We start from the raw sequence: 22,455 nt of genomic DNA on the forward strand, positions 1-22,455 counted from the left end.
GAACCAACCGCAATGACCCGTGACGAGATCACCACCGGCCTCGCCGAGATCCTCGAAGAGGTTGCCGGGGTGAACCCGGACGACGTGGCCGAGGGGAAGTCCTTCACCGACGACCTCGATGTCGACTCGCTCTCCATGGTGGAGGTCGTGGTGGCCGCCGAGGAGAAGTTCGGCGTCAAGATCCCGGACAACGAGGTGCAGAACCTCAAGACCGTCGGGGACGCCGTCAGCTTCATCGAGGCGCAGTCCTGATCATGAGTCGTCCTGACGTCGTCGTCACCGGGCTCGGCGCGACGACCCCGCTTGGCGGGGACGTCGCGTCGACCTGGGACGCCATGCTCGCCGGCCGCTCCGGGGTGAGTGCCCTCACCCAGGAGTGGGCCGCGCAACTGCCGGTGCGGATCGCCGCCCAGCTGGCCGTGGAGCCGTCCGAGGTGCTGGACCGGGTCCGGCTGCGCCGGCTGGACCGCTCCGAGGCGATCGCCCTCATCGCGGCACAGCAGGCCTGGGCGGACGCCGGACTGGCGGACTCCGGCCTGGACGGGGAGCGGTTGGCCGTCAGCGTCGGCTCCGGCATCGGTGGCGCCACCACCCTGCTCGCCCAGGACGACATCCTGGAGGCGTCCGGGCCGCGGCGGGTGTCCCCGCACACGATCCCGATGTTGATGCCCAACGGACCGGCCGCCTGGGTCGGGTTGGAGTTGGGCGCCAAGGCCGGCGTGCACACGGTGGCCAGCGCCTGCGCGACCGGCGCGGAGGCGATCGCGCTCGGCCTGGACATCATCCGCGCCGGCCGGGCCGACGTGGTGGTGGCCGGCGGCACCGAGGCCGTGATCCACCCGCTGCCGATCGCCGGCTTCAGCTCGATGCGGGCCATGTCGACCCGCAACGACGACCCGGAACGTGCCTCCCGTCCGTGGGACACCGGCCGCGACGGCTTCGTCCTCGGCGAGGGCGCGGGCATCGTGGTGCTGGAGCGGGCCGACCACGCCGCGGCCCGGGGCGCCCGGGTGTACGCGCGCCTCGCCGGCGCCGGCATCACCTCCGACGCGTACGACATCGTGCAGCCGCACGCCGAGGGTGAGGGCGCCATCCGGGCCATCGCCAAGGCGATCGCGGACGCGGACATCGCCAAGCAGGACATCGTGCACGTCAACGCGCACGCCACGTCGACCCCGGTCGGCGACATGCTGGAGATCGGCGCGCTGCACAAGGCGCTCGGCGACCACCCGGTGCTGGCCGCGACGAAGTCGATGACCGGTCACCTGCTGGGCGCTGCCGGAGCGTTGGAGTCGATCGCCACGATCCTGGCGATCCGCGACAGCGTCGTACCCCCGACGATCAACCTGGACGACCCGGAGCCCGGGCTCAGCCTGGAGGTCGCCGCGCACAAGCCACGCCACATGGACATCCCCGCCGCGCTGAACAACGCGTTCGGCTTCGGCGGTCACAACGTGGCGCTGGTGTTCGCACGGCCGTGAGACAGCGGCGGTGAGACAGCGGCCGTGAGCTGGCCGTTCTGAAAGGGTCCCCTCTCCCGAGGGGGCCCTTTCGCGTTCAGCGTCGGTTGCGGGGGTGCTGCCGGGCGGTGCGCTCGTTGCCGTGGCGGTAGTTGCCGGTCCAGCGGGCCATCACCAGTTGCGGGTCGTCGTCGATCTCGGCGAGGAACTCTGCCGCGCGGGCGCCCCGCAGCGTGCCCGCCACCCGGCCGTGATGGGTGATCACCACCGTGCCGTCGGCCCGCTGGTCGTACCGGAAGCCCTGTGCCTGACCCATGGCGACGCTGCCACGGTGGCGCCACGGGCGCGACCGGATTCCCGGGCCGAGGCCTATTGCATAGACCGTGAATATAAAAGCGCTATGCTTTTGGCGTGAGTCGTCCAGACACTCCTCCTGGCCCGTCCGCAGCCATCGGGGCGGCCCTCTACGGCCTGGCCACCAGGGCCGCGAGACGCCTGCCCCGGGACATGAGCCTGACGTCTGCCGCCACCCTGGCGACCCTGGACCGGACGGGTCCGCGGCGCATCACCGACCTGGCCGCGGTCGAGGGCGTCACCCAGCCCGCGATGACCACCCTGGTCCGGGTGATGGAGGCATCCGGCCTGGTCGAGCGGCGGGGCGACGCGTCCGACAAGCGGGTCACGCTGGTGTGCCTGACCGAGGCCGGCGCCTCCTACGTCCGGACGCGACGCCAGGCGGGGATCCACGCGTTCGAGCGGTTGATCGGCCGGCTCACCGGCGACGAGGTCGAGGCGCTGGTGACGGCCCTGCCGGCGCTGAAGCATCTGGCCGAGCTCGAAGGTCAGGACCGCGAAGGGCCGAAGCGGTGACCGGGCAACCGGTCGGCGGAGGCGCGCTGGAGGCGTTCCCGGTGCCCCGTTCCGAGACGCGGCTCCTGGTCCCCGCCCTGTTGTTCATCGCTCTGGTCGTGGCGGCGGTCGCCAGTCTCGGGACGCCGCTCATCACCAGCGTGGCGACCTCGTTCCACGTCTCGCTCGGCAGCGCGCAGTGGACGCTGACCGTCGCGCTGCTCAGCGGCGCCGTCGCCACGCCGGTCCTGGGTCGGCTCGGAGCCGGTCCACACCGGCGGGCCACGATCCTCGCCACGTTGGCCGTCGTCGTCGCCGGCAGCGCGCTCACCGTGCTGCCACTGCCGTTCGCGTGGCTACTGACCGGCAGGGCGGCCCAGGGGGTCGGGCTCGGGCTCACCGCGCTGATGATGGGCGTGGCCCGGGACCACCTCCCCGAGGAGCGCAGCGCGGCCGTGATCGCTCTGATCTCGGTCGTCTCGATCATCGGCGCCGGCGTCGGCTACCCGCTGGCCGCACTGCTCGCCGAACTCGGCGGAGTACGGGCCGCCTACGGCCTCGGCCTGGTCGTCACCGCCGCCGCCCTCCTGACCGCGTGGCGGGCCATGCCCGAAGCTCCCGAAGGCCGGTCCGCCCACGTGGACGTGACGGGCGCGGTCGTCCTGAGCACTGCGCTGCTCCTGGTGCTGTTCCTCGCCGGTGAGCGGAATCTGTGGAGCCGGCACCTCGCCGTGGCGGCGGGCCTCGCCGTCATCGCGGTGGTGCTGCTCTGCGTCTGGGCCGTCATCGAGCTGCGCAGCCCGACACCCCTGGTCGATGTGCGGGCGGTACGGCACCCGGCGGTCGCCGGGGCGAACCTCGCCATGTTCGTCGCCGGGATCGGCATGTACCTCCTGCTCACGCTCATCACCCGGTACGCGCAGACGCCGCCCGGCGTCGGCTACGGCTTCGGGCTGACGACCTTCGTCGCCGGGCTGGTCCTCATCCCGTTCTCCGTGCTGGGGTTCGTCGCCGGCAAGCTCACCCCGCGGGTCCGCACGCGGATCGCCGACCCCCTGCTCCTGGCCGGCAGCGCCATCGTGGTCGGCGTCGGGTTCGCCCTGTTCGCGGCGGCCCGGTCGGACCTGGTCGAACTGTTCGCGGCGATGGGCGTGCTCGGCTTCGGCGTCGGCGGCTTCTCCGCCGCGATGCCCGGCGTCATCCTGGCTGTCACTCCGAGGAGCGAGACGTCGAGCGCGATGAGCTTCAACTACGTCGTCCGCAGCGTCGGGTATTCGCTGGGCAGCGCTGTCGGCGGCCTGGTCCTGGCCGCGGGCACCCGCCCCGGCCACCTCTTTCCCGACGACCGCGCCTACACCACGGCGGCGCTGGTCGGGATCGGCGCCATGGCGATCGCGACGCTGACGAGCCTCGCTCTCGCTCGACGACGAACGTCCACGACCAACAGGTGAGTCGGACGCACTCCCTGAACACAGGAGGTTCCATGCCCAAGGGCTACTGGGTCAGCGCCTACCGCACCATTTCCGACCCCGAGAAGCTGGCCGCCTACAACGAGCTGGCCGGTCCCGCGGTCCGGGCTGCTGGCGGTCGGACCCTCGTCCGGGGCGGTCGGATCGTGGCGCACGACGCCGGGATCGCCGAGCGCACGGTCCTGGTCGAGTTCGACAGCTTCGAGCAGGCCGTCGCGGCGCACGAGAGTGCGGCCTACCAGGAGGCGCTGGCCGCACTCTCCGACGGCGTCGAGCGCGACTTCCGCATCGTCGAGGGCGTCGACTGACCGGGGCGCGGTCGGATCTCCCGCCGGTGCCGTCAGCTCTTGCAGGTGGTGGCCGGCAGGCCGGGCACCACCACCGGTGACCGGCCACCCGGGCGGGCCTTGCCGGCCAGTACGGCGGCGAGCGCGGTCATCGACGCCCGGCTTGAGGAGTACGTTGCCAGCAGCGTCGGCGACTTGGCCTTGGCCAGCACGTACGGCGTGTCCATGGCGACGGTGACGGCCGCGCTGGCGCTGAGGTCCTTCTCCCCGTCGCCGTAGCCGACCAGGTGCACCACCGTCCCGCCGCTCGGCTTCACCGTCACGCCGGCCGCGGTCAGCGCGGCGGTGAGCGCCGCCCGGGTGCCGTCCCGACCGGCGGAGGAGGTGACGGTGACGGGGCCGTGCACCGCGCCGCCGCAGGCACCGCGCAGCACGGTGACCGCTCCGGCGGCCAGCGCGTCGGCCGCCGCCCGGTGCGCCGGGGTGTTGAGCGTGGACATCGGCTCGGCGGGGCCCGCCGCCAGCCGGAACTTCATGGTCAGGATCCGGGTCACCGCGTCGACGAGGCGGGCCCGGGGCAGCGACCCGCCGCGCAGGGCGGCGAGCAGCCCGTCGTACGCCTGACCGACGTTCGGGGTCATGAGGATCAGGTCGTTGCCGGCGTTCAGCGCGCGGACGGCGGCCTCGCCGGGCGCCCACCGCTTCGCCGGCGGCATGTTCATCCCGTCGGTGATCACCACGCCCTTGAAGCCGAGCTGACCGCGCAGCACGTCGGTGAGCAGCTTGTGGGAGAAGGTCGCCGGGGTGCCGGGGTCGATGGCCTGCGCGTCCAGGTGGCCGGACATCACGGCCATCGCGCCCGCGTCGAACCCGGCGCTGAACGGCGGCCACGCGCCGCTGCGCAGCGCCGCCTCGGACTGGGTGAGCACCGGCAGGTCCTTGTGCGAGTCGTCGGCGCTGTGGCCGTGCCCCGGGAAGTGCTTCAGGGTGGCCGCGACGCCGCTGGCCTGTAGACCACGGACCGCGCCGCCGACCTGCGCGGCGGCGATCTTCGGGTCGGCGCCGAACGACCGGGAGCCGATCACCGTGCTGCGGGTGGCCAGCACGTCGGCCACCGGAGCGAAGTCGATGTTGATGCCCATGGCGGCGAGTTCGGCGCCGGCGGCCCGCCAGGCGGCCTCGGTCAGCTTCGGGTCACCGGCCGCGCCCGCCGCGAGGGCGCTGGGCAGGATGGTGACGCCGTCGGTGACGCGGGTGACCACGCCGTACTCCTGGTCGGTGCCGATCAGGAAGGGCGCCGGGCCGGCGGCCAGCCGTCCGGCGGCCCCGCGCAGCCCGGTGGTCAGGTCGTGGACCTGCTTCGGGTTGTCGACGTTCGTGGTCTCCTGGTTGCCCTTGGTGGGGTCGTCGGCGCTGAAGCCGACCAGGATGAGCCCGCCGAGGCGGTACTTGGCGATCATCTCGGCGGGGGTGTCGACGCCGGCGAGCGCCTGGTTGCCGGCCGCCGAGCCGGTGGAGACCTTGGTGGCCGAGTCGCCGTACGCGTACGGCATCAGCACCTGCCCGACCAGGTCCTCGTCGGAGAGCGTCGCGACCAGCGCGGCGGCCCGCGCGGCCGGGTCGTCGGTCGGCGGCGAGGCGGGTGCGCTCGGGGCCGCCGACGCGCCGGTCGGGCCGGGCGTCGGGTCGGGACGATCCGGGGTACCCGAGCAGCCGGAGACGATCAGGGCGGTCAGGGCGGCGACGGCGACACCGGCGTGTCGCGAGCGAATCGGCACGCCGACCATCCCACCAGTTCCCCCTTATCGGGGCAACTTGACCTTACCGGTCGCCACCGTCAGGGTGACGCGACACCCAGGTCGGCAGCGCGGAAGGCCCCGCCGTCAGCCGACCCGGGTGAGCAACGTCACCGGAGCGCCGTCACCGGCGTACCGGTAGGGCTCCAGGTCAGCGTCCCATGCGGTGCCGAGCGCCTTGTCGAGGGCGTGCGAGAGCGCCTCCGGGGCCCGGGCGGAGGCCATCAGGGCCCGCAGCCGGTCCTCGCCGAGCTGGATGTCACCGGCCGCCCCGACGGTGGCCCGGAACAGGCCACGGGCGGGCACGTACATGAAGCGCTCACCGTCGACGCCGGGACTCGGCTCCTCGGTGACCTCGAAACGGATCATGGGCCACTGCCGGAGGGCAGCAGCCAGCTCGGCGCCCGTCCCCGGACGGCCGGTCCACCCGCACTCGGCCCGGCGGGCGCCGGGGTCGACGGGCTGAGCCGTCCACTGCAGGTTGACCGGCGCGGCTAGGACGCGCGCGATCGCCCACTCGACGTGCGAGCACACGGCGAGCGGGGTCGAGTGGACGTATACGACGCCACGCGTTGGCACGGTGACCTCCCGGAGAGCGAGGTGCGTCTTCCCCTACGACCTCGTCCACCCGAGTGGTTGCTGCAACACATGATGACTGCTGTGACGGATGGTGCGCCAGGGAATCGGAAAAAACGCCTCCCGGAATAGCCGGACGGGTGGTCTCCGTTGCCTCTCAGGACACCGCGACGACCAGCCTGATGTCGTGGTCATGTACAGTTCCATCGGCGGCTTCTGCCGCGTTCCACCTCTGCGGGTCGACGCAGTGTCACCCGCACACAGCCCCCGGACGTCCAGTCCTCCCGTACGTCTTGCAAGGAGTACCTCCGTGGCGAGCAACACCTCTAAGACCGCGCGCGCGTCCGTCCGGGCCGGCCAGGCTGGCCAGGGTGGCGCCCTCAGCGTGCTGGGCGAGTTCAAGTACCTCATCCCGCTCAACGGCGGCAAGCACGCCTACGTGCGTAACCTGACCAACGGCAAGACCGCGCACCTGCGTACCGACTCCGACGCCTTCGTCGAGGAGATCCGGGCGCTGGCCGCCGCCGGCCACGCCGCCAAGATCCGGGCGGAGATCAACAACCTGGCCACCGTTCACCCGAACGACGGCTGGGAGGCCACCGAGAAGCGTCTGGTCGCGGCCGGCGTCTTCGAGGGCTGAGCCCTCCCCCACCGCACCATCGACCGCCCGCCGGGAGTTCCCGGCGGGCGGTCGTTCGTTTGTCAGGACGTTTCGAGCAGGGCGACCTCGCCGGTGCTCAGGTCGTAGAGGCCGCCCACCACGGCCACCCGGCCGGCGGCCACCGGCCCGGCCAACAGGTCGTCGACCCGCAGCGCGTCCACGGTGCGCCGGACGTGTCGGCGGACCGTGAGAGCGAGCACCGCCGGATCGTCCAGCCCCACCTCGACTACCGCCGGAGCGATCTCGTCGACCAGGTGGGCCAGCGACCCACCGGGGCGCTCGCCCGTGCGCAGGGCGTCCACGGTCGCGCCAACCGCACCGCACCGCTCGTGCCCGAGCACCATGACCAGCGGCACGCCGAGCTGGCCCACCACGTACTCGATGGAGCCGCACACCGCGCGGTCGAGCACGTGCCCGCCGGTGCGGATCACGCAGATCGCCCCGAAGGTCTGGTCGAAGATCGCCTCCAGCGGCACCCGCGAGTCGATGCAGCCGAGGACCACCGCGTACGGCTGCTGGTCTCCGGAGGCGGCCGCCGCGGCGGCGGTGACGTCGTGCCCGTGGATCGGCTGGCCGCTGACGAACCTCCGGTTGCCACCGAGCAGGTCGGCCAACGCGGCCCGGGGCGTGCCGCCGGCCTGCCGTCCCCGCCCCCCGGACCCGCCCGTCGGCGGAACCGGCGTCGCCCGCGCCGACTCCATGCCGTTCAGCTTGGCCCGCCGGCACACGGCCATGGGCGGGTCCGGGAATGTTCGCTCGACCGCGATTGGCGTGGCGTTCCGACGGGTAGCCGGTGTTACCGCCGGGTATCGGAGGTACGGCTGATGCCTGGGTGGCCCTGGGAGGTGGCGATGCCGGAGCGATTCGAAGTCGGTATGCCCGACGGCGTACGGCTGCACGTCGAGACCAGCGGTCCCGTGGACGCCCCGGTGACGGCGGTCCTCCTGCACGGCTGGACGCTGGACGGGCGCAGCTGGCACCGGCAGCTCGACGCGCTCACGTCGTCCTTCGGCGACTCGGTGCGGGTGGTCACCTACGACGCGCGGGGTCACGGCCGGTCGAGCTGCATGGCGCTGCCCACGGCCACCCTGGCCCAGCTCGGGGACGACCTGGCCGCCGTCCTCGACGCGGTCGCGCCGAGCGGTCGGGTGGTCCTGGTCGGGCACTCGATGGGCGGAATGACGATCATGGAGTACGCGCACCGCCACCGGGAGCACTTCGCCGCGCGTACGGCCGGCCTGGTCTTCGTCTCGACCACCGCCGAGGGGCACACGCACACCGTGTACGGGCTCTCGCCACGCATCGCCCGGCTGATCCGGCTCGCCGAGACGACCGGCGCCGGCGTGCTGGCCCGCTGCGGCTCGTGGCGAGCGCCCCGGGCGCTGCTCAACGCGCTGCAGCCGAGCATCCGGTGGATGCTCTTCGGCGACCGCTGCGATCCCTCCGACATCCGGTTGGTCACGTCGGCGGTGGCCCGCGCCTCGCTGCGCTCGATCGGCGGTTTCCGCGCCTCGATCGGCGCTCAGCACCGTCTGGACACCCTCGCCGCCCTGGCGCACCTGCCGGCCGCCGCCCTGGTCGGCGACCGGGACCGACTGACCCCGCCGCCGTGCGCCGAGTCGATCGCCGCCGTCCTGCCGGCCACCGAGCTGACCGTCTGCCCGGGCGCCGGCCACATGCTGATGATGGAGCGTCCGATTGAGGTGAACGCGGCCCTGACCGGCGTCCTGGGCCGGGTGCTCGCCGCGCCGCCGCACGGGCCCGGCCCGAGCGCCGCGCCGCCGCCGCGCGGTCAGGTCGTGGGCGCCGTCGCGGCGGGTCGCTGAGCACGTTCGCGCACCTCGGGCGCGGCGGGTCGGGTCGGGGGCCGTACCCTTCTGCGGTTGGCCCGCGCGGTTCGCGCCGTTTGCCGGCGACATCGAAGGAGCGTGCGTTGACCGACCAGACCGCCCTGGAGCAGGAGATCGCCGTCGAGCAACGGCACCTCGACCGGGTGTACGCCCGACTGGCCGAGCTGCGGCAGTCGGCGGTGCGCGCCGAGCGGGACGGCTACCGGATGGCGCGGGTGGGCACGTTCGGCGCGCTCGTCGAACGTGACGCGATGGTCTTTCACGCGGCACAGCGGCGGCACACCCTCGACGCCGAACACGAGGGGCTGGTCTTCGGCCGCCTGGACCTGCGCGACCGGCAGGTACTGCACGTCGGACGGCTCGGCATCCGTGACGAGGACGCCAGCACCCTCGTCGTCGACTGGCGGGCGCCGGCCGCGTCGGCGTTCTACCAGGCCACCCCCGCGCAGCCGCTGGGCGTCGTACGTCGCCGCACCATCCAGTCCCAGCGGGAGCGGGTCACCCGCATCGAGGACGACCTGCTCGATCCGGAGGCCGCCCCGGAGGGGATGACGGTCGTCGGTGACGGCGCGCTGCTGGCCACCCTCTCCCGGGCCACCGGTCGGGGCATGCGCGACATCGTGGCGACGATCCAGCGGGAGCAGGACGAGGCGATCAGGTCGCCCGGCTCCGGGGTGACGATCGTCGCGGGCGGTCCGGGCACCGGCAAGACGGCGGTCGCCCTGCACCGGGCGGCCTTCCTGCTCTACTCCGACCGCAGCCGGTACGCCGGTGGCGGCATCCTGGTGGTCGGGCCGTCGACCGTCTTCGTCGAGTACATCGCCTCGGTGCTGCCGTCGCTCGGTGAGGACACCGCGACCCTGCACTCGCTGGGCACCCTGTTCCCCGGGATGACGGCCACCCGAACCGATCCGCCCGAGGTGGCGGCGGTGAAGGGCTCGCTGCGCATGCGCCGGGTGCTGGAACGGGCGGCCCGCGACGCGGCACCGGGGGCTCCTGGCGAGCTGCGGCTGCTCTACCGGGGAGGGCTGCTGCGGTTGGACCGCCGCGAGCTGGACGCGATCCGGGACCGCGCGCTGCACCGTGGCGCCCGACGCAACGAGGTTCGCCGCGCCGGCTTCGACGGTGTCTTCGCCGCGCTGTGGGCGCAGGCCCGGCGCGTGAACATCAGCCGGCTGCCCGAGCAGCGGGCCTTCGAGGACGAGATCGCGGAGCGGCCGGAGTTCCGGGAGTTCCTCAAGGCCTGGTGGCCACGCCTGCACCCCCGGCACGTACTCGGCTGGCTGGCTCGACCGGATCGGCTGCGACGGTACGCCGGTGGGATCCTCTCCGGCGCGGAGATCCGGCTGCTCGGCACGGCGTACCAGAGTCTGGATTCCGAGGGCCTGACCATCGCGGACGTGGCGCTGCTCGACGAGCTGGACGCGCTGCTCGGCAAGCCGGTGAAACCGGCGCGGGCCCGGCGCGACCCGTTCCAGCTCGCGGGCGGCGTTCGTGAGCTGAGCACCGCGGCCGACCGGCAGCGGGCCGCCCGCGCGGCGGCCCGGGAGCGGCCGGAGGACTACCGGGAGTACGCGCACGTGGTCGTCGACGAGGCGCAGGACGTCTCGCCGATGCAGTGGCGGATGATCGGTCGGCGTGGGCGGTTGGCCTCGTGGACGGTGGTGGGCGACCCGGCGCAGACCGCCTGGACCGGTGACCCCGAGGAGCTGACCCGCTCCCGCGACCAGGCGCTGGGCCGGCGCAAACGGCACGAGTTCACGCTCACCACCAACTACCGCAACTCGGCGGAGATCTTCGCGGTGGCGGCGGCGGAGATCCGCCGGCTCTACCCGGACCTGCCCCTGCCGAGGGCCGTCCGCTCCACCGGCGTCGACCCGGTCGAGCTGGTGGTGCCGCCCGCCGGGCTCCAGGCCGCCGCCGTGCAGGCGGCCACCGGCCTGCTGGGCGAGGTCGACGGCACGGTCGGGGTGATCACGCCGGTCACCCGCCGCGACGAGGTCGCCGGTTGGCTCGACGCGCTCGGCGCGACGCGCTTGCAGGTGGTGACCAGCCTGGAGGCCAAGGGCATGGAGTACGACGGAGTCGTGCTGGTCGCACCCAGCGAGATCCGGGCCGATCCGGGCTCGGGTGTACGCACGCTCTACGTGGCGCTCTCCCGCGCCACCCAGCGGCTCACCACCGTCGACCCGACCGGCTGACCGTCGCGTTGGCATCGCCCGTGGGCGGCCCGCGCCCTACACTTGCACACATAGCGATGTGAGCATACATTTGACCGGGTCCCGGGCGGCGTCGGAGGGTGGGTTCCGTGGGAGCAGGACATGACCACCACCACGGGTCGGTCGCCAACGCCGCCCACCAGCATCGGGGACGGCTCTGGGCGGCCTTCGGACTGCTCGCTGCCCTGATGGTGGTCGAGGCGGTGACCGCCTTCCACACCGGCTCACTGGCACTGCTCTCCGACGCCGGGCACATGTTCACCGACGTGCTCGGCATCGGGATGGCGCTCGCCGCGATCACCGCCACGCGGCGGGCCACCGGCGACCCGCAACGCACCTTCGGGCTCTACCGCCTCGAAGTGCTCGCCGCGCTGGCCAACGCCGTCCTGCTCTCCGGCGTGGCGATCTACGTGGTGATCGAGGCGATCGGCCGGTTCGGCAACCCGCACCAGGTGCTCAGCGGTCCGATGCTCACGGTGGCCATCCTCGGCCTGCTCGCGAACGTGGTCGCCTTCGGGCTGCTGCGCGCCGGCGCCCGGGAGAGCATCAACCTCCAGGGCGCCTACCTGGAGGTGCTGGGCGACCTGCTCGGCTCGCTCGGCGTGATCGGCGCCGCGCTGCTGATCGCCGTCACCGACTGGTGGTGGGCCGATCCGCTGGTCGCGGTCGGGATCGGCGTGTTCATCCTGCCGCGCACCTGGCGGCTGGGGCGGGCCGCCGTACGCATCCTCGTGCAGGCCGCTCCGGAACACCTCCAGGTCACCGCCGTGCACGACCGACTGGCCGCGGTGCCCGGCGTGGTCGAGGTGCACGACCTGCACGTCTGGACGCTCACCTCGGGCATGGAGGTGGCCTCCGCACACCTGACCATGGCGCCCGGCGCGGAGGTCGGCGCGGTGCTCACCGCGGCGCGTACGGCCCTGCGCGACGACTTCCGCATCGAGCACGCCACGCTGCAGACCGAACCCGGTGCCGCCCCGGGCGCCTGCGGTTCCGTCGAGTGGTGACCGTCATCCTTCGTGACCGCGCAAGCACCTTCCGTCACAACGGCTGCACAGACCCCACCAGCACCGGTAGGCTCTGTCCCGGCCACCACCCGGCGGCGCCTCCCGGCGCCGGTGGCGGCCGTCGCCTAATCGCCCGACAGGGCGAACCGGGGAACCATGTTCCTGGGGTGCATCCGCGTCAGCGGTAGGGATCTTCCGTCCCGAACCCGTCAGCTAACCCGGTCGGCGGCTGACGGAAGGACATGCGTAGTGGCCCCAGCACGCCCACCCGCCGCCCGACTTGCGGCACTGATCGTCATGATGGTCACCCTCGGCGTCGCGCTTCCGGTCGGCGCCGCCACCGCCGCTGCCCCCGGCGGCCTGCGGGCCGCCGCCGCTCCCGACGGCGACGAGGAGGGCGGCACCCCGGCGCTACGGGCCCAGCTCGAGGCGGCCAGCAAGGGCTACCTGGACGCGAAGCGCGCGCTGGACACCTCGGTCCAGCGGCAGCAGCAGCTCGCGGTCAAGCTCAAGACCACCGAGGCCGAGATGACCGTACGCAACGGCAAGGTCGGCGAGATCGCCGGCGTCGCGTACCGCACCGGCCGACTCAGCACCGTCTCGGCCCTGCTCAACAGCAACACCCCCGAGGGTTTCATGGACCGGGCAGCCGCCCTCGACGTGGTGGCCGCCAACGAGGACCGGGTGCTGCGCGACCTGCACGCCACCCGGGACGAGGCGAACCGCACCCGCGTCGCCCTCGACGGCGAGATCCGGGAGCAGCGTAAGCAGGTCGAGGTGATGGCCAAGCGCAAGGAGCAGGCCGAGCGGGCGCTGACCGTCGCCAACGACAAGGCACGCGCCACCGCCGCCGCCGACACCGACACCGACTCCAACCGTGGCACCTCCACCGCCAACGCTCAACCCGCCCCCCGCAACTCCGACGGCTCCTGGCCGTCCGAGTCGTGCAGCATCAACGACCCCACCCCGGCCAGCGGCTGCATCACCCCCCGCACCCTGCACGCGCTCAACCAGGCCAAGGCCGCCGGCTTCACCCGGTACGTCTCCTGTCACCGCAACGGCGGCTCGGGCGAGCACCCCAAGGGCCGGGCCTGCGACTTCGCCGCGCAGAAGGGTGGCTTCGGCGGGATCGCCAGCGGCGGCGACAAGACGTACGGCAACAACCTGGCCGCGTACTTCATCCGCAACGCCGACCGGCTCGCGGTGCTCTACGTGATCTGGTTCAAGCAGATCTGGCTACCCAGCAGCGGCTGGAAGTCGTACAGCGGGGGGAACGGCGACCCCTCCAGCGACCACACCAACCACGTGCATCTGTCGGTGTACTGACCGCCGAGGCAGTCCGGGGTACGTCAGCGGGCGTACCCCGGACGTCGTCGCTGGTCGGACGACCACGCGGGATCGGGCCGGGAGCATTCGGGTATGCCGCGAATCGCGCCCCGCACCCGCAAGGCCCTGCTCACCCTGCACCTGGTCACCTCCCTCGGCTGGCTCGGGGCCGACCTGGTGCTGCTCACCCTCGGCATCGCGGCACAGCGCGGCGCCGACCCGGCGGTGCTCTACCCCGTCGCCGGGCTCGTCGGCACCGTGCTCTTCGCGCCGCTGAGCGTGCTCGTGTGGCTCGTCGGTGTCGCCAGCGCGCTGCTCACCCCCTGGGGCCTGCTGCGCTACCGCTGGGTGGTGATCAAGCTCGTGATCACCACGGTGATGGTCGGGCTGGTGCTGTTCCTGCTCACCCCGAACCTGCGGCACGCCGGCGCGCTGGGCGCCGCGCTACCGGCGCGGGACCGCGCCGACCTGGTGATCGCGCCCGCGGTGTCGACCAGTCTCATGATCATCGCGACGGTGCTGTCGACGTACAAGCCCTGGGGACGCCGACCCGCGCGACCCCGCCGCCCCGAGGCGACACAAGCCACGACGCATGCTCCTCACGCCGGCAGCACCGGCAGCACCGGTGCGGTAACGCGGTCGCCATCACGATCAGGGCGGTCGGCGCAGTAGGAGCCTGATCACGACGGCCGCACGTCGGGTGCCGGAGGGTGTGCACGCGCCCTTTGCTCTGCTTCAGCGGAGGCAACACAAATGGCCCCCGACTGTTGCCTCCGCTGAAGCAGAGCAAAGGACCGAACTGAGGCATCCGGTCGCCGGGCCGAGCCGCGCCGGGCCAGGCCAGGCCAGGCCGCTTTGCCCGGCGTCAGGCCGAGCCGAGCCGAGCCGGGGCGGGGCGGGGCAGGGCGGGCTGCGATGTGTTGGGCCGGACGGGCGGTCGGGGCTACGCCGAGGCCGGGCCTCGTCGGTGCCGCGTCGGCCACCTCCGAGGGTCCTGCGGTCAGGGCGCCGGGGTGTCGAGGGCCGCGCCGAGGCGCGCGGCCAGGGCGAGGTGGGCGGCGCGGGCCTGGCCGAAGGCGTACCGGAACAGGGGTGTCGGCGCGCGCAGGGTGATGTCGACGTCGATGCGGACCAGACCGTCCGGCTCGGCGCGCAGCCGCGTGTGGTTGCGAACCGTGGTGGCGGGCCACTGGCGGGCCACGGTGACGATCTCGTCGGGCTCGCTGACCAGCACGTCCGCGTGGTACGTGGTGCGAAAGCGCAGCGGGCCGGCGACCAGTCTGTCGTTGATCGTGTAGCTGGCGCGGGCGCCCGGGCGGGCCGGCACCTCGCGGACCCGCACGATCAGGGGATGCAGTTCACCCTGACGGCTCAGGTCGCTCAACAGCGCCGCCGCGTCGGCGAGTGAGCAGCGGGCCTGGACGGTGTAGCTGAAGGTATCGCTGCTGAGCACACCGTCTCCCGACGTCGCTGGTCGCACGATCGTCCCGTACGCCGCCCAGGCTGGCAACGGCCGGACGGACACCGTGCGTTGTCCCGGCATTCGCGCAGCGTTCCCACTACGGTCGGCTGATGGGTAATCACCGCTTGTGACGAAGGGGGACACATGAACGGTGACGACCGGTGAGCGGGCACGTGATGGTCTTCGCGCCGACGCCGCAGCTGACGGTGACCGTGGACCAGCCGAACGACCAGCCCGAGCTGCACCTGCACCCCGGCGGTCAGGGCGTCTGGCAGGCCCGCATGGTGCTGTCCCTCGGGGTCGACGTGGTGCTCTGCGCCGCGCTCGGCGGCGAGATCGGCCAGGTGCTGGAGCCGCTGCTGGTCAGCGAGGGGGTCGATCTGAAGGTCGTGGTACGCGACTCCGGCAGCGGCGCGTACGTGCACGACCGTCGCGGCGGCTCCCGGCAGGAGGTCGTCGACGTGCCTGGCGAACGCCTGAGCCGTCACGAGTTGGACGAGCTGTACAACCTGGCGCTCGGCGAGGGGCTGCGCGCCGAGGTGAGCGTCCTCAGTGGCCCGAACGCGCCCTGGCTCGTCCCGGCCGACCTGTACCGGCGTTTCGCCGCCGACCTGGGCGCCAACGGCAGCCGGGTGGTCGTCGACCTGTCCGGTGACCACCTCGGCGCGGTGCTGGACAGCGGCGTGTTCTTCCTCAAGGTGAGCCACGAGGAGCTGATCCGGGACGGTCGTGCCCGCGACGGGAGCGGCCCGGAGCTGACGCGGGCGATGTACGACCTGCACGCCGCCGGCGCGGAGACGGTGGTGGTGAGCCGCGCCGAGCAGCCCGCGCTGGCGCTCGTCGACGGGGAACTCTTCGAGGTGGAGATGCCCCGGCTGGAGGCCGCCGACCCGCGCGGAGCGGGCGACTCGATGACCGCCGGCGTGGCGGCCGTGGTCGCCCGTGGCGGCGACATCCGTACGGCCATCCGCACCGGCGCGGCGGCGGGCGCGCTGAACGTGACCCGGCACGGGCTGGGCACCGGACGGGTGGACTCGATCACCGGTCTCGTGGAACGGGTCCGACTCGTCCCGACGGACAGCCGGCGACACGAACGGACCACCCCCGACGAGTTGGCCGACCGGGTGGTGGAGCGATGACGCTGCGGGTGCTCGTCACCAACGACGACGGGATCGGCGCACCCGGCATCCAGGCGCTGGCCCGGGCCGCCACCGAGCGAGGGTTGGACGTGGTGGTCGCGGCGCCGCTGGAAGAAGCCAGCGGCACCAGCGCCTCGATGAGCGCGATCGAGCGGGACGGACGGGTGGTGGTGAACGACCATCCGCTGCCCGACCTGCCGGGGGTGCCCGCGTACGGGGTCGGCGGCTCGCCGGGTTTCATCACGTTGATCGCGCTGCACGGCGCGTTCGGCCCGCCGCCGTCGGTGGTGCTGTCGGGCATCAACCGGGGCGCCAACGCCGGCCGGGCGGTGTTGCACTCGGGCACGGTGGGCGCCGCGTTCACCGCGGCCTCGAACGGGTGCCGTGCCATGGCGGTCTCGCTGGACGTGCTGAGCGCGGGCGAGGCCACGGCGGCCAGCGGTGGCGCCGCCGTGGACGCCGCGGGCCGGGTACGCGACGCCGAGCGGCACTGGAGCACCGCCGCAAGGGTGGCCCTGGACCTGCTCCCCCGGCTGACCTCCGCGCCGCCGGAGAGCGTGCTCAACGTCAACGCCCCCGACCTGCCGCACGAGCGGCTGCACGGGGTACGCCGTGGCGCGCTGGCCAGCTTCGGCCAGGTGCAGATGACGGTGGCGGAGTCGGGTCACGGCTTCGTGCGTACCTCGTTGGAGGAGCCCGGGCAGGCCGCGCAGCCCGGCACCGACGTGGCCTTGCTGGCCGCCGGGTACGCGTCGGTCACGGCGATCCGGGCGGTCACCGAGGTGACCGACGTGGACCTGACCGGTCTGGACGAGCAGGCCTGACGGTGGCAGCCGCGCCTCAGGCGCCGGGAAGCACCTCGGGCGTCGCCGTCCCCGCGAAGTAGGGCTCGGGCGCGCCGAAGAGACCGAGCAGGCCGGTCACCCAGAGCTGACGGTGCACGAACCGGCTCGGCTCGGTGACGACCAGCTTGACGCCACTGACCTCGGCGGTCTGGAAGCCGGCGACCATGGCGCTGATGCCCACGGAGTCGATGAAGGTGACCAGCCTCATGTTCAGCTCGATGCGGAGCGGGCGGCTCTTGGCCAGCACCTCCGCAATCGCCTCACGCACCTCGTACGCTGTGTCGACGTCGATCTCACCCCGCGGGGCGATCTCGACGACACCACCGGACAGGACCGACTTCACAATCGACAGGCTCACGCGAGCACCTCCACCCGCCCGTCCCCCGGGCGCCTCATCAGTACGCGGGCCGCGACCGAGAGTATTCCTCCAACGGCCTCGGTCGCCACCCCTCGGGATGAGCAATTCACGGATCCGAGCGGACAAAGTCGCCCATATCCTCACTTTTCGGCATCTGATCATTCAATACTTTTCGTTATCTGATCAGTCGACGATCGGTCGGAACCGACGCGCCGCCGGACCAGGGTAGCGGTCGCGGTCCGGCAAGCCCGACATCCGTACCGTCCCGCACGCCCGCCCCGCGTGGGACCGGCGTGTCGCGGTCGGACCCGCCAACGTGGTTGCCGACGCTTCCTAGCATCGGCCGGGACACCCACCGTGACGGAGAGGACCTTCGATGATCAAGCGACTGGCCGGGTTGGCCGGCGTCGGTCTGCTGCTCGCCCTCGTACTGGCCTGCGGTTTCGGCGGCGGAGACGACGACGATGACGATGACGACGACTTCGCCCGCGGCGTGGCCGCAGTGGCGGTGCGCTGAACTCCCGCGCGTGCGCCACGCGAGGCCGGGTTTGCGCGCGACCGGCCCGGGGCACTGCGCAGTCAGCGAACCGTGTCGCGCTGGACGGACGCCGAGGTCCGAAGTGGCCGGCGGCTTCGGCACCTGAGGAGGTAACCACGATGTTCGGAACCAACCTGCTGGACCGGCGCAGCAAGCCGGAGCGGATCGCGGACCAGGCGTGGGAGCAGCTGCTCTCCGCCGTCAGCTCCGCGGGCGACAGTGTCCGGGACACCGCGCGGTCGGCCCGTCGCAGCAGCGGCGACCTCGCCGACGGCGCCGGTGACCTGGTGGGCTCGGCGGCGGAGGAGGCACGGCGTCGCGCGTCGCGCGCCTTCGACGCGCTCGCCGGACGCCAGCCGGCGCTGCCGTGGACGCTGCTGATCGGCGCCGCGCTGGTCGGCGCGGCGGTCGGCTGGGCCGTGGGCTCCGCCGCCCGCGCCGCCGGCAGTCGGGACGACCGCGCCGTGGACGACGTCGAGTTCGTCGACGTCGACCGCCCCAACTCCCCGTCGGCCTGGACGACTAGCACCTTCGGTACGTGAGCGGGCCCCGTCGACATCGCGTCGGCGGGGCCCGCTCACGTACCGGTGGCGGCGCTGGGCGGAATTGCGCCCGGTCCGCCGGGGTGCCGGACCCCTCAGGCAGCCCCGGCGGACCGGTGTTCTGGGGTGGCCCGGGCGACGCCGGGCCACCGGGTCAGCGACTCGTGCAGCTCACCGAGGTGGGCGGCGAGTTGGTGCCGGTCCAGGAACCGAGGAAGCCGATCGTGGTGCTTGCCCCGGGGGCGAGCGCGCCGTTCCAGCCGCTGTCCACGACCGAGACGACCGCCCCGGTCTGGGTGTGGGTGCCGCCCCAGAGCTGGCTGACGCGCTGGCCGTTGGGGAAGGTCCAGCCGAGCGTCCAGCCCGCGATGGGCCTGGTGCCGGGGTTGCTGACCACGACCTCGGCCTGGAATCCGCCCGTCCACGAGCCGGTCACCCGGTAGGTCGCCGCACACCCGCCAACCGGAGGCGGCGTCGTCGGAGGCGGCGTGGTCGGAGGCGGCGTGGTCGGAGGCGGCGTGGTCGGAGGCGGCGTGGTCGGAGGCGGCGTGGTCGGAGGCGGCGTGGTCGGAGGCGGCGTGGTCGGAGGTGGGGTCGTGGGAGGCGGCGTGGTGGGAGGCGGCGTGCCGCCGGTGCGGTCGGCCACCAGGATGCCGCGACCGTTGGTGCCCAGGTAGACACGCCCGTAGACCCGGGGATCCCCGGTCAGCGCCTCGGTCGGGTTGCCGTACTGGTGGCGGTCGTCGTTGATGCGTACCCACGTCGTGCCGCCGTCGTCGGAGCGGTGTACGCCGGGCTGACCGTCCACCGTGCCGTAGAGGAAGACGGCGGGGTTGGTCCGCCCCGGCGCGGCCTTGCCGAAGCCGACGTTGCCGGAGGCGCTGACGCCGCCCAGCTTGGTGAAGCTGGCTCCGGAGTCGGTGGACCGCCAGAGCCCGCCCGGACCGGCCAGCCACAGCTCACCCGATTTGCCGGGCAACGCCTTGAAGCGCACGTCGGAGGTGGGCAGGCCGGTCGCCGCCGTCGCGGTGAAGCTCGCGCCGCCGTTGGTGCTCAGGTAGAGCCGGCCGCCGCTGAAGCCGTAGAACCGGTTGGGATCGACCCGGTCGGATTCGATCGTCGCGTTCGCCGGGATGCCGGTGGACGGCGCCCACGAGTTGCCGAAGCCCACCGCGTAGACGACGCGTTGGCCCGCGTCGCCGGGCGCCCAGACGAACCGACTGCCGTCGGCCGCCGCGGCGACCGTGCCGCCGGCGTTGACGCCCGACGGCTCGGTGCCCTGGAACCAGGTGGCCCCGCCGTCGGTGGAGAAGGCGACGTGGCTGTCGTTGGGCCGGTCGGAGTCGGTGAAGTTGCCGGCGCGTACCAGCACGGCGGGCTTGCTCTCGGCGTAGTCCAGGCTCGTGGTGCTGGTGAAGACCGGTTGGGTGAAGAGCATCGACGGGATGGTGTCCAGGTCGGTGTGCCGGAAGCCGCCGACGTCACCGAGCGCGCTGATCAGGGGCGCGCCGCTGGGCGGGCTGACCAGGTCGAGGACGGCCGTCTCCTCCAGGCCCCGGACCATCGGCCGGATCGTGAACTGAGCGCCGGTGTCCCACTTGGTGAGGTCGGTGGTGCCGTAGATGGTGGCGCCGGTGCCGTACATCATGCGGTTGGAGTCGTGCGGGTCGATCTCCACCGACTCGTTCATCCAGCCGAGCTTGGGCGTCTCCTCGGGAGGCGCCGGGTTGGTGCCGAAGGTCAGCCAGGGCACCGAGCTGATGTCCATCGTGTAGCGCTTGGACCGCTGCGGGTAGCTGGTGAAGTCCCAGATGCGGGTCCAGGTCGCCCCACCGTCGGTGCTGCGGAAGAAGATCGCGTCCGGCCACCAGGAGACCTGGGTGGCCACCATCAGTGTGTTCGGGTGCTGCCGGTCGATGGTCAGCCCGCTGTAGCCGAAGTAGTCGTCGCCGCTGGTGGAGGGGATCGGGCTGATCCGCGTCCAGGCCCCGGTGGACCGGGTGAACTTCCAGACGTCGCCCTTGCCGCCGTCGTACGGGCCACCGGTGTCGCTGGTGGCGATGTAGAGGTGACCGCCGACCGGGTCGACGACGCCCTTGTGCGCCAGGTAGCCGGTGGGCTGCCCGGGAATCCGCGCCCAGGTGACACCGCCGTCGGTGCTGCGGTAGACCGGGTTGTCCTTGTCGGCCACACCTACGTAGATCGTCTGCGTGGTGGTGCCGGCGGTGCCGGTGCTCTTGTCGAAGCTGACCCAGGTGAGGCCCTGGTTCTGCCCGTTGTAGCCGTTCGGGTCGCTGGGGTCGGCCCGGTAGTTGCCGACGTTGGGGAAGGCGGTGACCTTGGCCCAGGTCGCCCCGTAGTCGGTGCTGCGCCACAGCCCGTTGCCGCCCTCGGCGCCGTAGTAGAGGGTGCTGTTCCGGTTGGGGTCGACGGCCAGCCGTTCGCCCATGCCCCGGCCCGGCATGTTGCCGCCGTTCTTGAACGGCAGCTCGGTGACCTGCCAGGTGGCGCCCTTGTCGGTCGAGCGCAGGATCGCGCCGTTGTTCGGGTCCCAGCCGTTGGTGTACATGCCGACGGCCGCGTACACCCGGTTGGTCTGCACCGGGTCGGTGGCGATGCTGACCACGCCGTTGTAGCCCCAGCGGTCCGCGCCGACCCAGTCGAGCAGCGGCGTCCACGACTGGCTGCCCTGCTCCCAGCGGTAGGCCCCGCCGATGTCGGTCCGGGCGTAGATCAGATTCTTCTCGGTGGGGTTGAAGACGATGCCCGGCACGAAGCCACCGCCGCCGACCGGCACGTTGCGCCAGGTGTACGCCTCGGCGGCGGCCGGGACCGGCGCCGAACCCGCGGCGGTGATCGGGACGGCCACGACGGCCGTGGCGACGGTCAGCGCCGCGACGACGACGCTGGCCAGTGATCTGGGCATCTGCGTTCCTCTCGGGGGTGGGGACCCGGGAGTCGGGATCGACCGGGGTGGTGTCGCGGCCCGGGGGACGAGCACGGCGACGCGGGGACGGGTCGACCAGAAATGGCGCGTCGGGGCCCGGGGGACGGACGACGACGCGGGGGGACGGATCGGAGCTGCCCTGGCTCCAACCACCCGACGCGAGGCTCCCGCGATCGAGGAACGCACTCACCCTAACCGATCCGACGCCGCTATGGAAGCGCTCCCAACGCCGCTGGCGCGCCCGCCTGGCACGCAGGTCCGCCTGCTGGCCCACCTGCATCGGGTGAGGACGGGTAACCCGCCCGGCCGGCAGGATCGGACCTCGGCGGGCCGGTCACGGCCAACACCCCGGTCCGCCAGGCACGCGAGCGGATGGGAGGGGCAGATGGCCATCGCGACGATCACGCGTACCGACCAGGACATCCAGTCCGCCGTCCTCGACGAGTTGACCTGGGAACCCCGGGTGCAGCCGCACGAGATCGGCGTGACCGTGGCCGAGGGCGTCGTCACGCTGAGCGGACGGGTGGACAGCTACGCGAAGAAGTGGGCCGGGGAACGCGCCGCGCACCGCGTCGCCGGTGTCCGGGCGGTCGCCAACGACCTGACCGTGCAACTGGCCGGCAGCGACGAACGCGCCGACCCGGACCTGGCCGCCGCGGCCGGCGACGCCCTGGAGTGGGACGCGTTCGTGCCCATCGAGAAGCTCCAGGTCACCGTCTCGGCCGGGTGGGTGACGCTGCACGGTGAGGTCGAGTGGGAGTACCAGCGCCGGGCCGCCGAACGAGCGGTGTGCCGGCTGACCGGCGTCCGTGGGGTCAGCAACGGCATCACCGTCCAGCCGAACGCGACGCCGGACGGCGTGAACCTGGCCGAGAAGATCGTGGACGCGCTGGCCCGGGCCGGCGCCACCGAGGCCGAGCGGATCACCGTCCGGGTGCACGGCGACACGGCGGTTCTCGCCGGGTTGGTGCACTCCATGCCCGAACGCGCCGAGGTCGAGCAGGTGGCCTGGTCCGCGCCGGGCATCCGGGAGGTCCAGAACCACATCGCGGTCGCCCCGGTGCTGCGCTGAGCGCGGGTACCACCCGGGACGGGTGAGTCCGTCTCACCCGTCCCGGCGGCAG

At 72.8% G+C, this 22,455-nt stretch carries 23 protein-coding genes and 1 riboswitch; of the genes, 16 read left to right on the top strand and 7 right to left on the bottom strand.

The window, feature by feature from the left end:
- The first annotated feature begins 12 nt into the window (after positions 1-12).
- Both ACQP0N_RS25210 and fabF read left to right on the top strand, forming a co-directional pair.
- Complete coding sequence (locus tag ACQP0N_RS25210; protein WP_007463517.1) at positions 13-252, top strand: acyl carrier protein; 240 nt, start codon at positions 13-15, stop codon at positions 250-252.
- Positions 253-254: 2 nt separating this feature from the next.
- Positions 255-1,481 carry a beta-ketoacyl-ACP synthase II gene (gene fabF, locus ACQP0N_RS25215; protein ID WP_433114599.1) on the top strand — a complete coding sequence of 409 codons (1,227 nt, stop codon included), beginning with the start codon at positions 255-257 and terminating at the stop codon, positions 1,479-1,481.
- A gap of 76 nt (positions 1,482-1,557) precedes the next feature.
- On the opposite strand, the gene ACQP0N_RS25220 is transcribed toward fabF, so the two are convergent.
- Positions 1,558-1,776, bottom strand: coding sequence for a hypothetical protein (locus ACQP0N_RS25220; protein ID WP_433114601.1), 219 nt, complete (start codon positions 1,774-1,776; stop codon positions 1,558-1,560).
- Positions 1,777-1,871: 95 nt separating this feature from the next.
- Between ACQP0N_RS25220 and ACQP0N_RS25225 the strand changes: the two genes are divergently transcribed.
- The 3 genes from ACQP0N_RS25225 to ACQP0N_RS25235 are packed head-to-tail and all read left to right on the top strand — an operon-like array spanning position 1,872 to position 4,086.
- Positions 1,872-2,330 carry a MarR family winged helix-turn-helix transcriptional regulator gene (locus tag ACQP0N_RS25225; protein WP_433114603.1) on the top strand — a complete coding sequence of 153 codons (459 nt, stop codon included), beginning with the start codon at positions 1,872-1,874 and terminating at the stop codon, positions 2,328-2,330.
- The gene (locus tag ACQP0N_RS25230; protein WP_433114605.1) at positions 2,327-3,760 is read left to right on the top strand and encodes an MFS transporter; all 1,434 of its coding nucleotides are present in this window, start codon (positions 2,327-2,329) and stop codon (positions 3,758-3,760) included. Before ACQP0N_RS25225 ends, ACQP0N_RS25230 begins: the two co-directional genes overlap by 4 nt.
- Before the next feature lie 32 nt (positions 3,761-3,792).
- Complete coding sequence (locus ACQP0N_RS25235; protein WP_433114607.1) at positions 3,793-4,086, top strand: DUF1330 domain-containing protein; 294 nt, start codon at positions 3,793-3,795, stop codon at positions 4,084-4,086.
- A gap of 32 nt (positions 4,087-4,118) precedes the next feature.
- On the opposite strand, the gene ACQP0N_RS25240 is transcribed toward ACQP0N_RS25235, so the two are convergent.
- Both ACQP0N_RS25240 and ACQP0N_RS25245 read right to left on the bottom strand, forming a co-directional pair.
- Positions 4,119-5,852: a glycoside hydrolase family 3 protein gene (locus tag ACQP0N_RS25240; RefSeq protein WP_433114608.1), complete on the bottom strand. Its 1,734-nt coding sequence runs from the start codon at positions 5,850-5,852 to the stop codon at positions 4,119-4,121.
- Positions 5,853-5,948: 96 nt separating this feature from the next.
- Positions 5,949-6,440, bottom strand: a complete 492-nt coding sequence (locus ACQP0N_RS25245) for a DUF3145 domain-containing protein (RefSeq protein ID WP_355051394.1) — start codon at positions 6,438-6,440, stop codon at positions 5,949-5,951.
- A 307-nt stretch (positions 6,441-6,747) separates the two neighbouring features.
- Here ACQP0N_RS25245 and ACQP0N_RS25250 point away from each other — a divergent pair, with 307 nt between their 5' ends.
- Positions 6,748-7,077, top strand: coding sequence for a hypothetical protein (locus tag ACQP0N_RS25250; RefSeq protein WP_355051393.1), 330 nt, complete (start codon positions 6,748-6,750; stop codon positions 7,075-7,077).
- Between the two features lie 62 nt (positions 7,078-7,139).
- On the opposite strand, the gene ACQP0N_RS25255 is transcribed toward ACQP0N_RS25250, so the two are convergent.
- Positions 7,140-7,832 carry a carbonic anhydrase gene (locus ACQP0N_RS25255; RefSeq protein ID WP_433114611.1) on the bottom strand — a complete coding sequence of 231 codons (693 nt, stop codon included), beginning with the start codon at positions 7,830-7,832 and terminating at the stop codon, positions 7,140-7,142.
- A gap of 117 nt (positions 7,833-7,949) precedes the next feature.
- Between ACQP0N_RS25255 and ACQP0N_RS25260 the strand changes: the two genes are divergently transcribed.
- The 5 genes from ACQP0N_RS25260 to ACQP0N_RS25280 all read left to right on the top strand — a co-directional run bounded on the left by ACQP0N_RS25260 (position 7,950) and on the right by ACQP0N_RS25280 (position 14,172).
- The gene (locus ACQP0N_RS25260) at positions 7,950-8,924 is read left to right on the top strand and encodes an alpha/beta fold hydrolase (protein ID WP_433114613.1); all 975 of its coding nucleotides are present in this window, start codon (positions 7,950-7,952) and stop codon (positions 8,922-8,924) included.
- Positions 8,925-9,031: 107 nt separating this feature from the next.
- Positions 9,032-11,149, top strand: a complete 2,118-nt coding sequence (locus ACQP0N_RS25265; protein ID WP_433114615.1) for a HelD family protein — start codon at positions 9,032-9,034, stop codon at positions 11,147-11,149.
- 107 nt (positions 11,150-11,256) lie between these two features.
- The gene (locus ACQP0N_RS25270) at positions 11,257-12,174 is read left to right on the top strand and encodes a cation diffusion facilitator family transporter (protein WP_433114617.1); all 918 of its coding nucleotides are present in this window, start codon (positions 11,257-11,259) and stop codon (positions 12,172-12,174) included.
- 112 nt (positions 12,175-12,286) lie between these two features.
- Positions 12,287-12,418: riboswitch (cyclic di-AMP (ydaO/yuaA leader) on the top strand.
- A gap of 5 nt (positions 12,419-12,423) precedes the next feature.
- A complete protein-coding gene (locus tag ACQP0N_RS25275; RefSeq protein ID WP_433114619.1) occupies positions 12,424-13,500 on the top strand; it encodes a coiled-coil domain-containing protein in 1,077 nt (358 codons plus the stop codon).
- A gap of 93 nt (positions 13,501-13,593) precedes the next feature.
- Entirely contained in the window at positions 13,594-14,172 is a 579-nt protein-coding gene (locus ACQP0N_RS25280; RefSeq protein WP_433114620.1) for a hypothetical protein, read from the top strand.
- Positions 14,173-14,500: 328 nt separating this feature from the next.
- Here the strand turns inward: ACQP0N_RS25280 and ACQP0N_RS25285 are convergent, their stop codons facing one another.
- Entirely contained in the window at positions 14,501-14,953 is a 453-nt protein-coding gene (locus tag ACQP0N_RS25285; protein WP_433114622.1) for an SRPBCC family protein, read from the bottom strand.
- 185 nt (positions 14,954-15,138) lie between these two features.
- Here ACQP0N_RS25285 and ACQP0N_RS25290 point away from each other — a divergent pair, with 185 nt between their 5' ends.
- Together ACQP0N_RS25290 and surE are read left to right on the top strand one after the other, a co-directional pair.
- Positions 15,139-16,101: a PfkB family carbohydrate kinase gene (locus tag ACQP0N_RS25290; protein ID WP_433121809.1), complete on the top strand. Its 963-nt coding sequence runs from the start codon at positions 15,139-15,141 to the stop codon at positions 16,099-16,101.
- Entirely contained in the window at positions 16,098-16,925 is an 828-nt protein-coding gene (surE, locus tag ACQP0N_RS25295; protein WP_433114624.1) for a 5'/3'-nucleotidase SurE, read from the top strand. The genes ACQP0N_RS25290 and surE overlap by 4 nt, the downstream gene beginning before the upstream one ends.
- Before the next feature lie 16 nt (positions 16,926-16,941).
- Here the strand turns inward: surE and ACQP0N_RS25300 are convergent, their stop codons facing one another.
- A complete protein-coding gene (locus ACQP0N_RS25300; RefSeq protein ID WP_355051384.1) occupies positions 16,942-17,304 on the bottom strand; it encodes an STAS domain-containing protein in 363 nt (120 codons plus the stop codon).
- Positions 17,305-17,680: 376 nt separating this feature from the next.
- Here ACQP0N_RS25300 and ACQP0N_RS25305 point away from each other — a divergent pair, with 376 nt between their 5' ends.
- Positions 17,681-17,821, top strand: coding sequence for a hypothetical protein (locus tag ACQP0N_RS25305; protein ID WP_355051383.1), 141 nt, complete (start codon positions 17,681-17,683; stop codon positions 17,819-17,821).
- Between the two features lie 140 nt (positions 17,822-17,961).
- Entirely contained in the window at positions 17,962-18,384 is a 423-nt protein-coding gene (locus tag ACQP0N_RS25310; protein WP_433114627.1) for a hypothetical protein, read from the top strand.
- A 154-nt stretch (positions 18,385-18,538) separates the two neighbouring features.
- Here ACQP0N_RS25310 and ACQP0N_RS25315 read toward each other — a convergent pair whose 3' ends face one another.
- Positions 18,539-21,310: a cellulose binding domain-containing protein gene (locus tag ACQP0N_RS25315; RefSeq protein WP_433114629.1), complete on the bottom strand. Its 2,772-nt coding sequence runs from the start codon at positions 21,308-21,310 to the stop codon at positions 18,539-18,541.
- A 406-nt stretch (positions 21,311-21,716) separates the two neighbouring features.
- Here ACQP0N_RS25315 and ACQP0N_RS25320 point away from each other — a divergent pair, with 406 nt between their 5' ends.
- Positions 21,717-22,403, top strand: coding sequence for a BON domain-containing protein (locus ACQP0N_RS25320; RefSeq protein ID WP_355051380.1), 687 nt, complete (start codon positions 21,717-21,719; stop codon positions 22,401-22,403).
- Positions 22,404-22,455: the final 52 nt, after the last annotated feature.

Origin of the sequence: Micromonospora sp. CA-246542, from assembly GCF_050942905.1 — a bacterium.
Lineage (GTDB): Bacteria > Actinomycetota > Actinomycetes > Mycobacteriales > Micromonosporaceae > Micromonospora.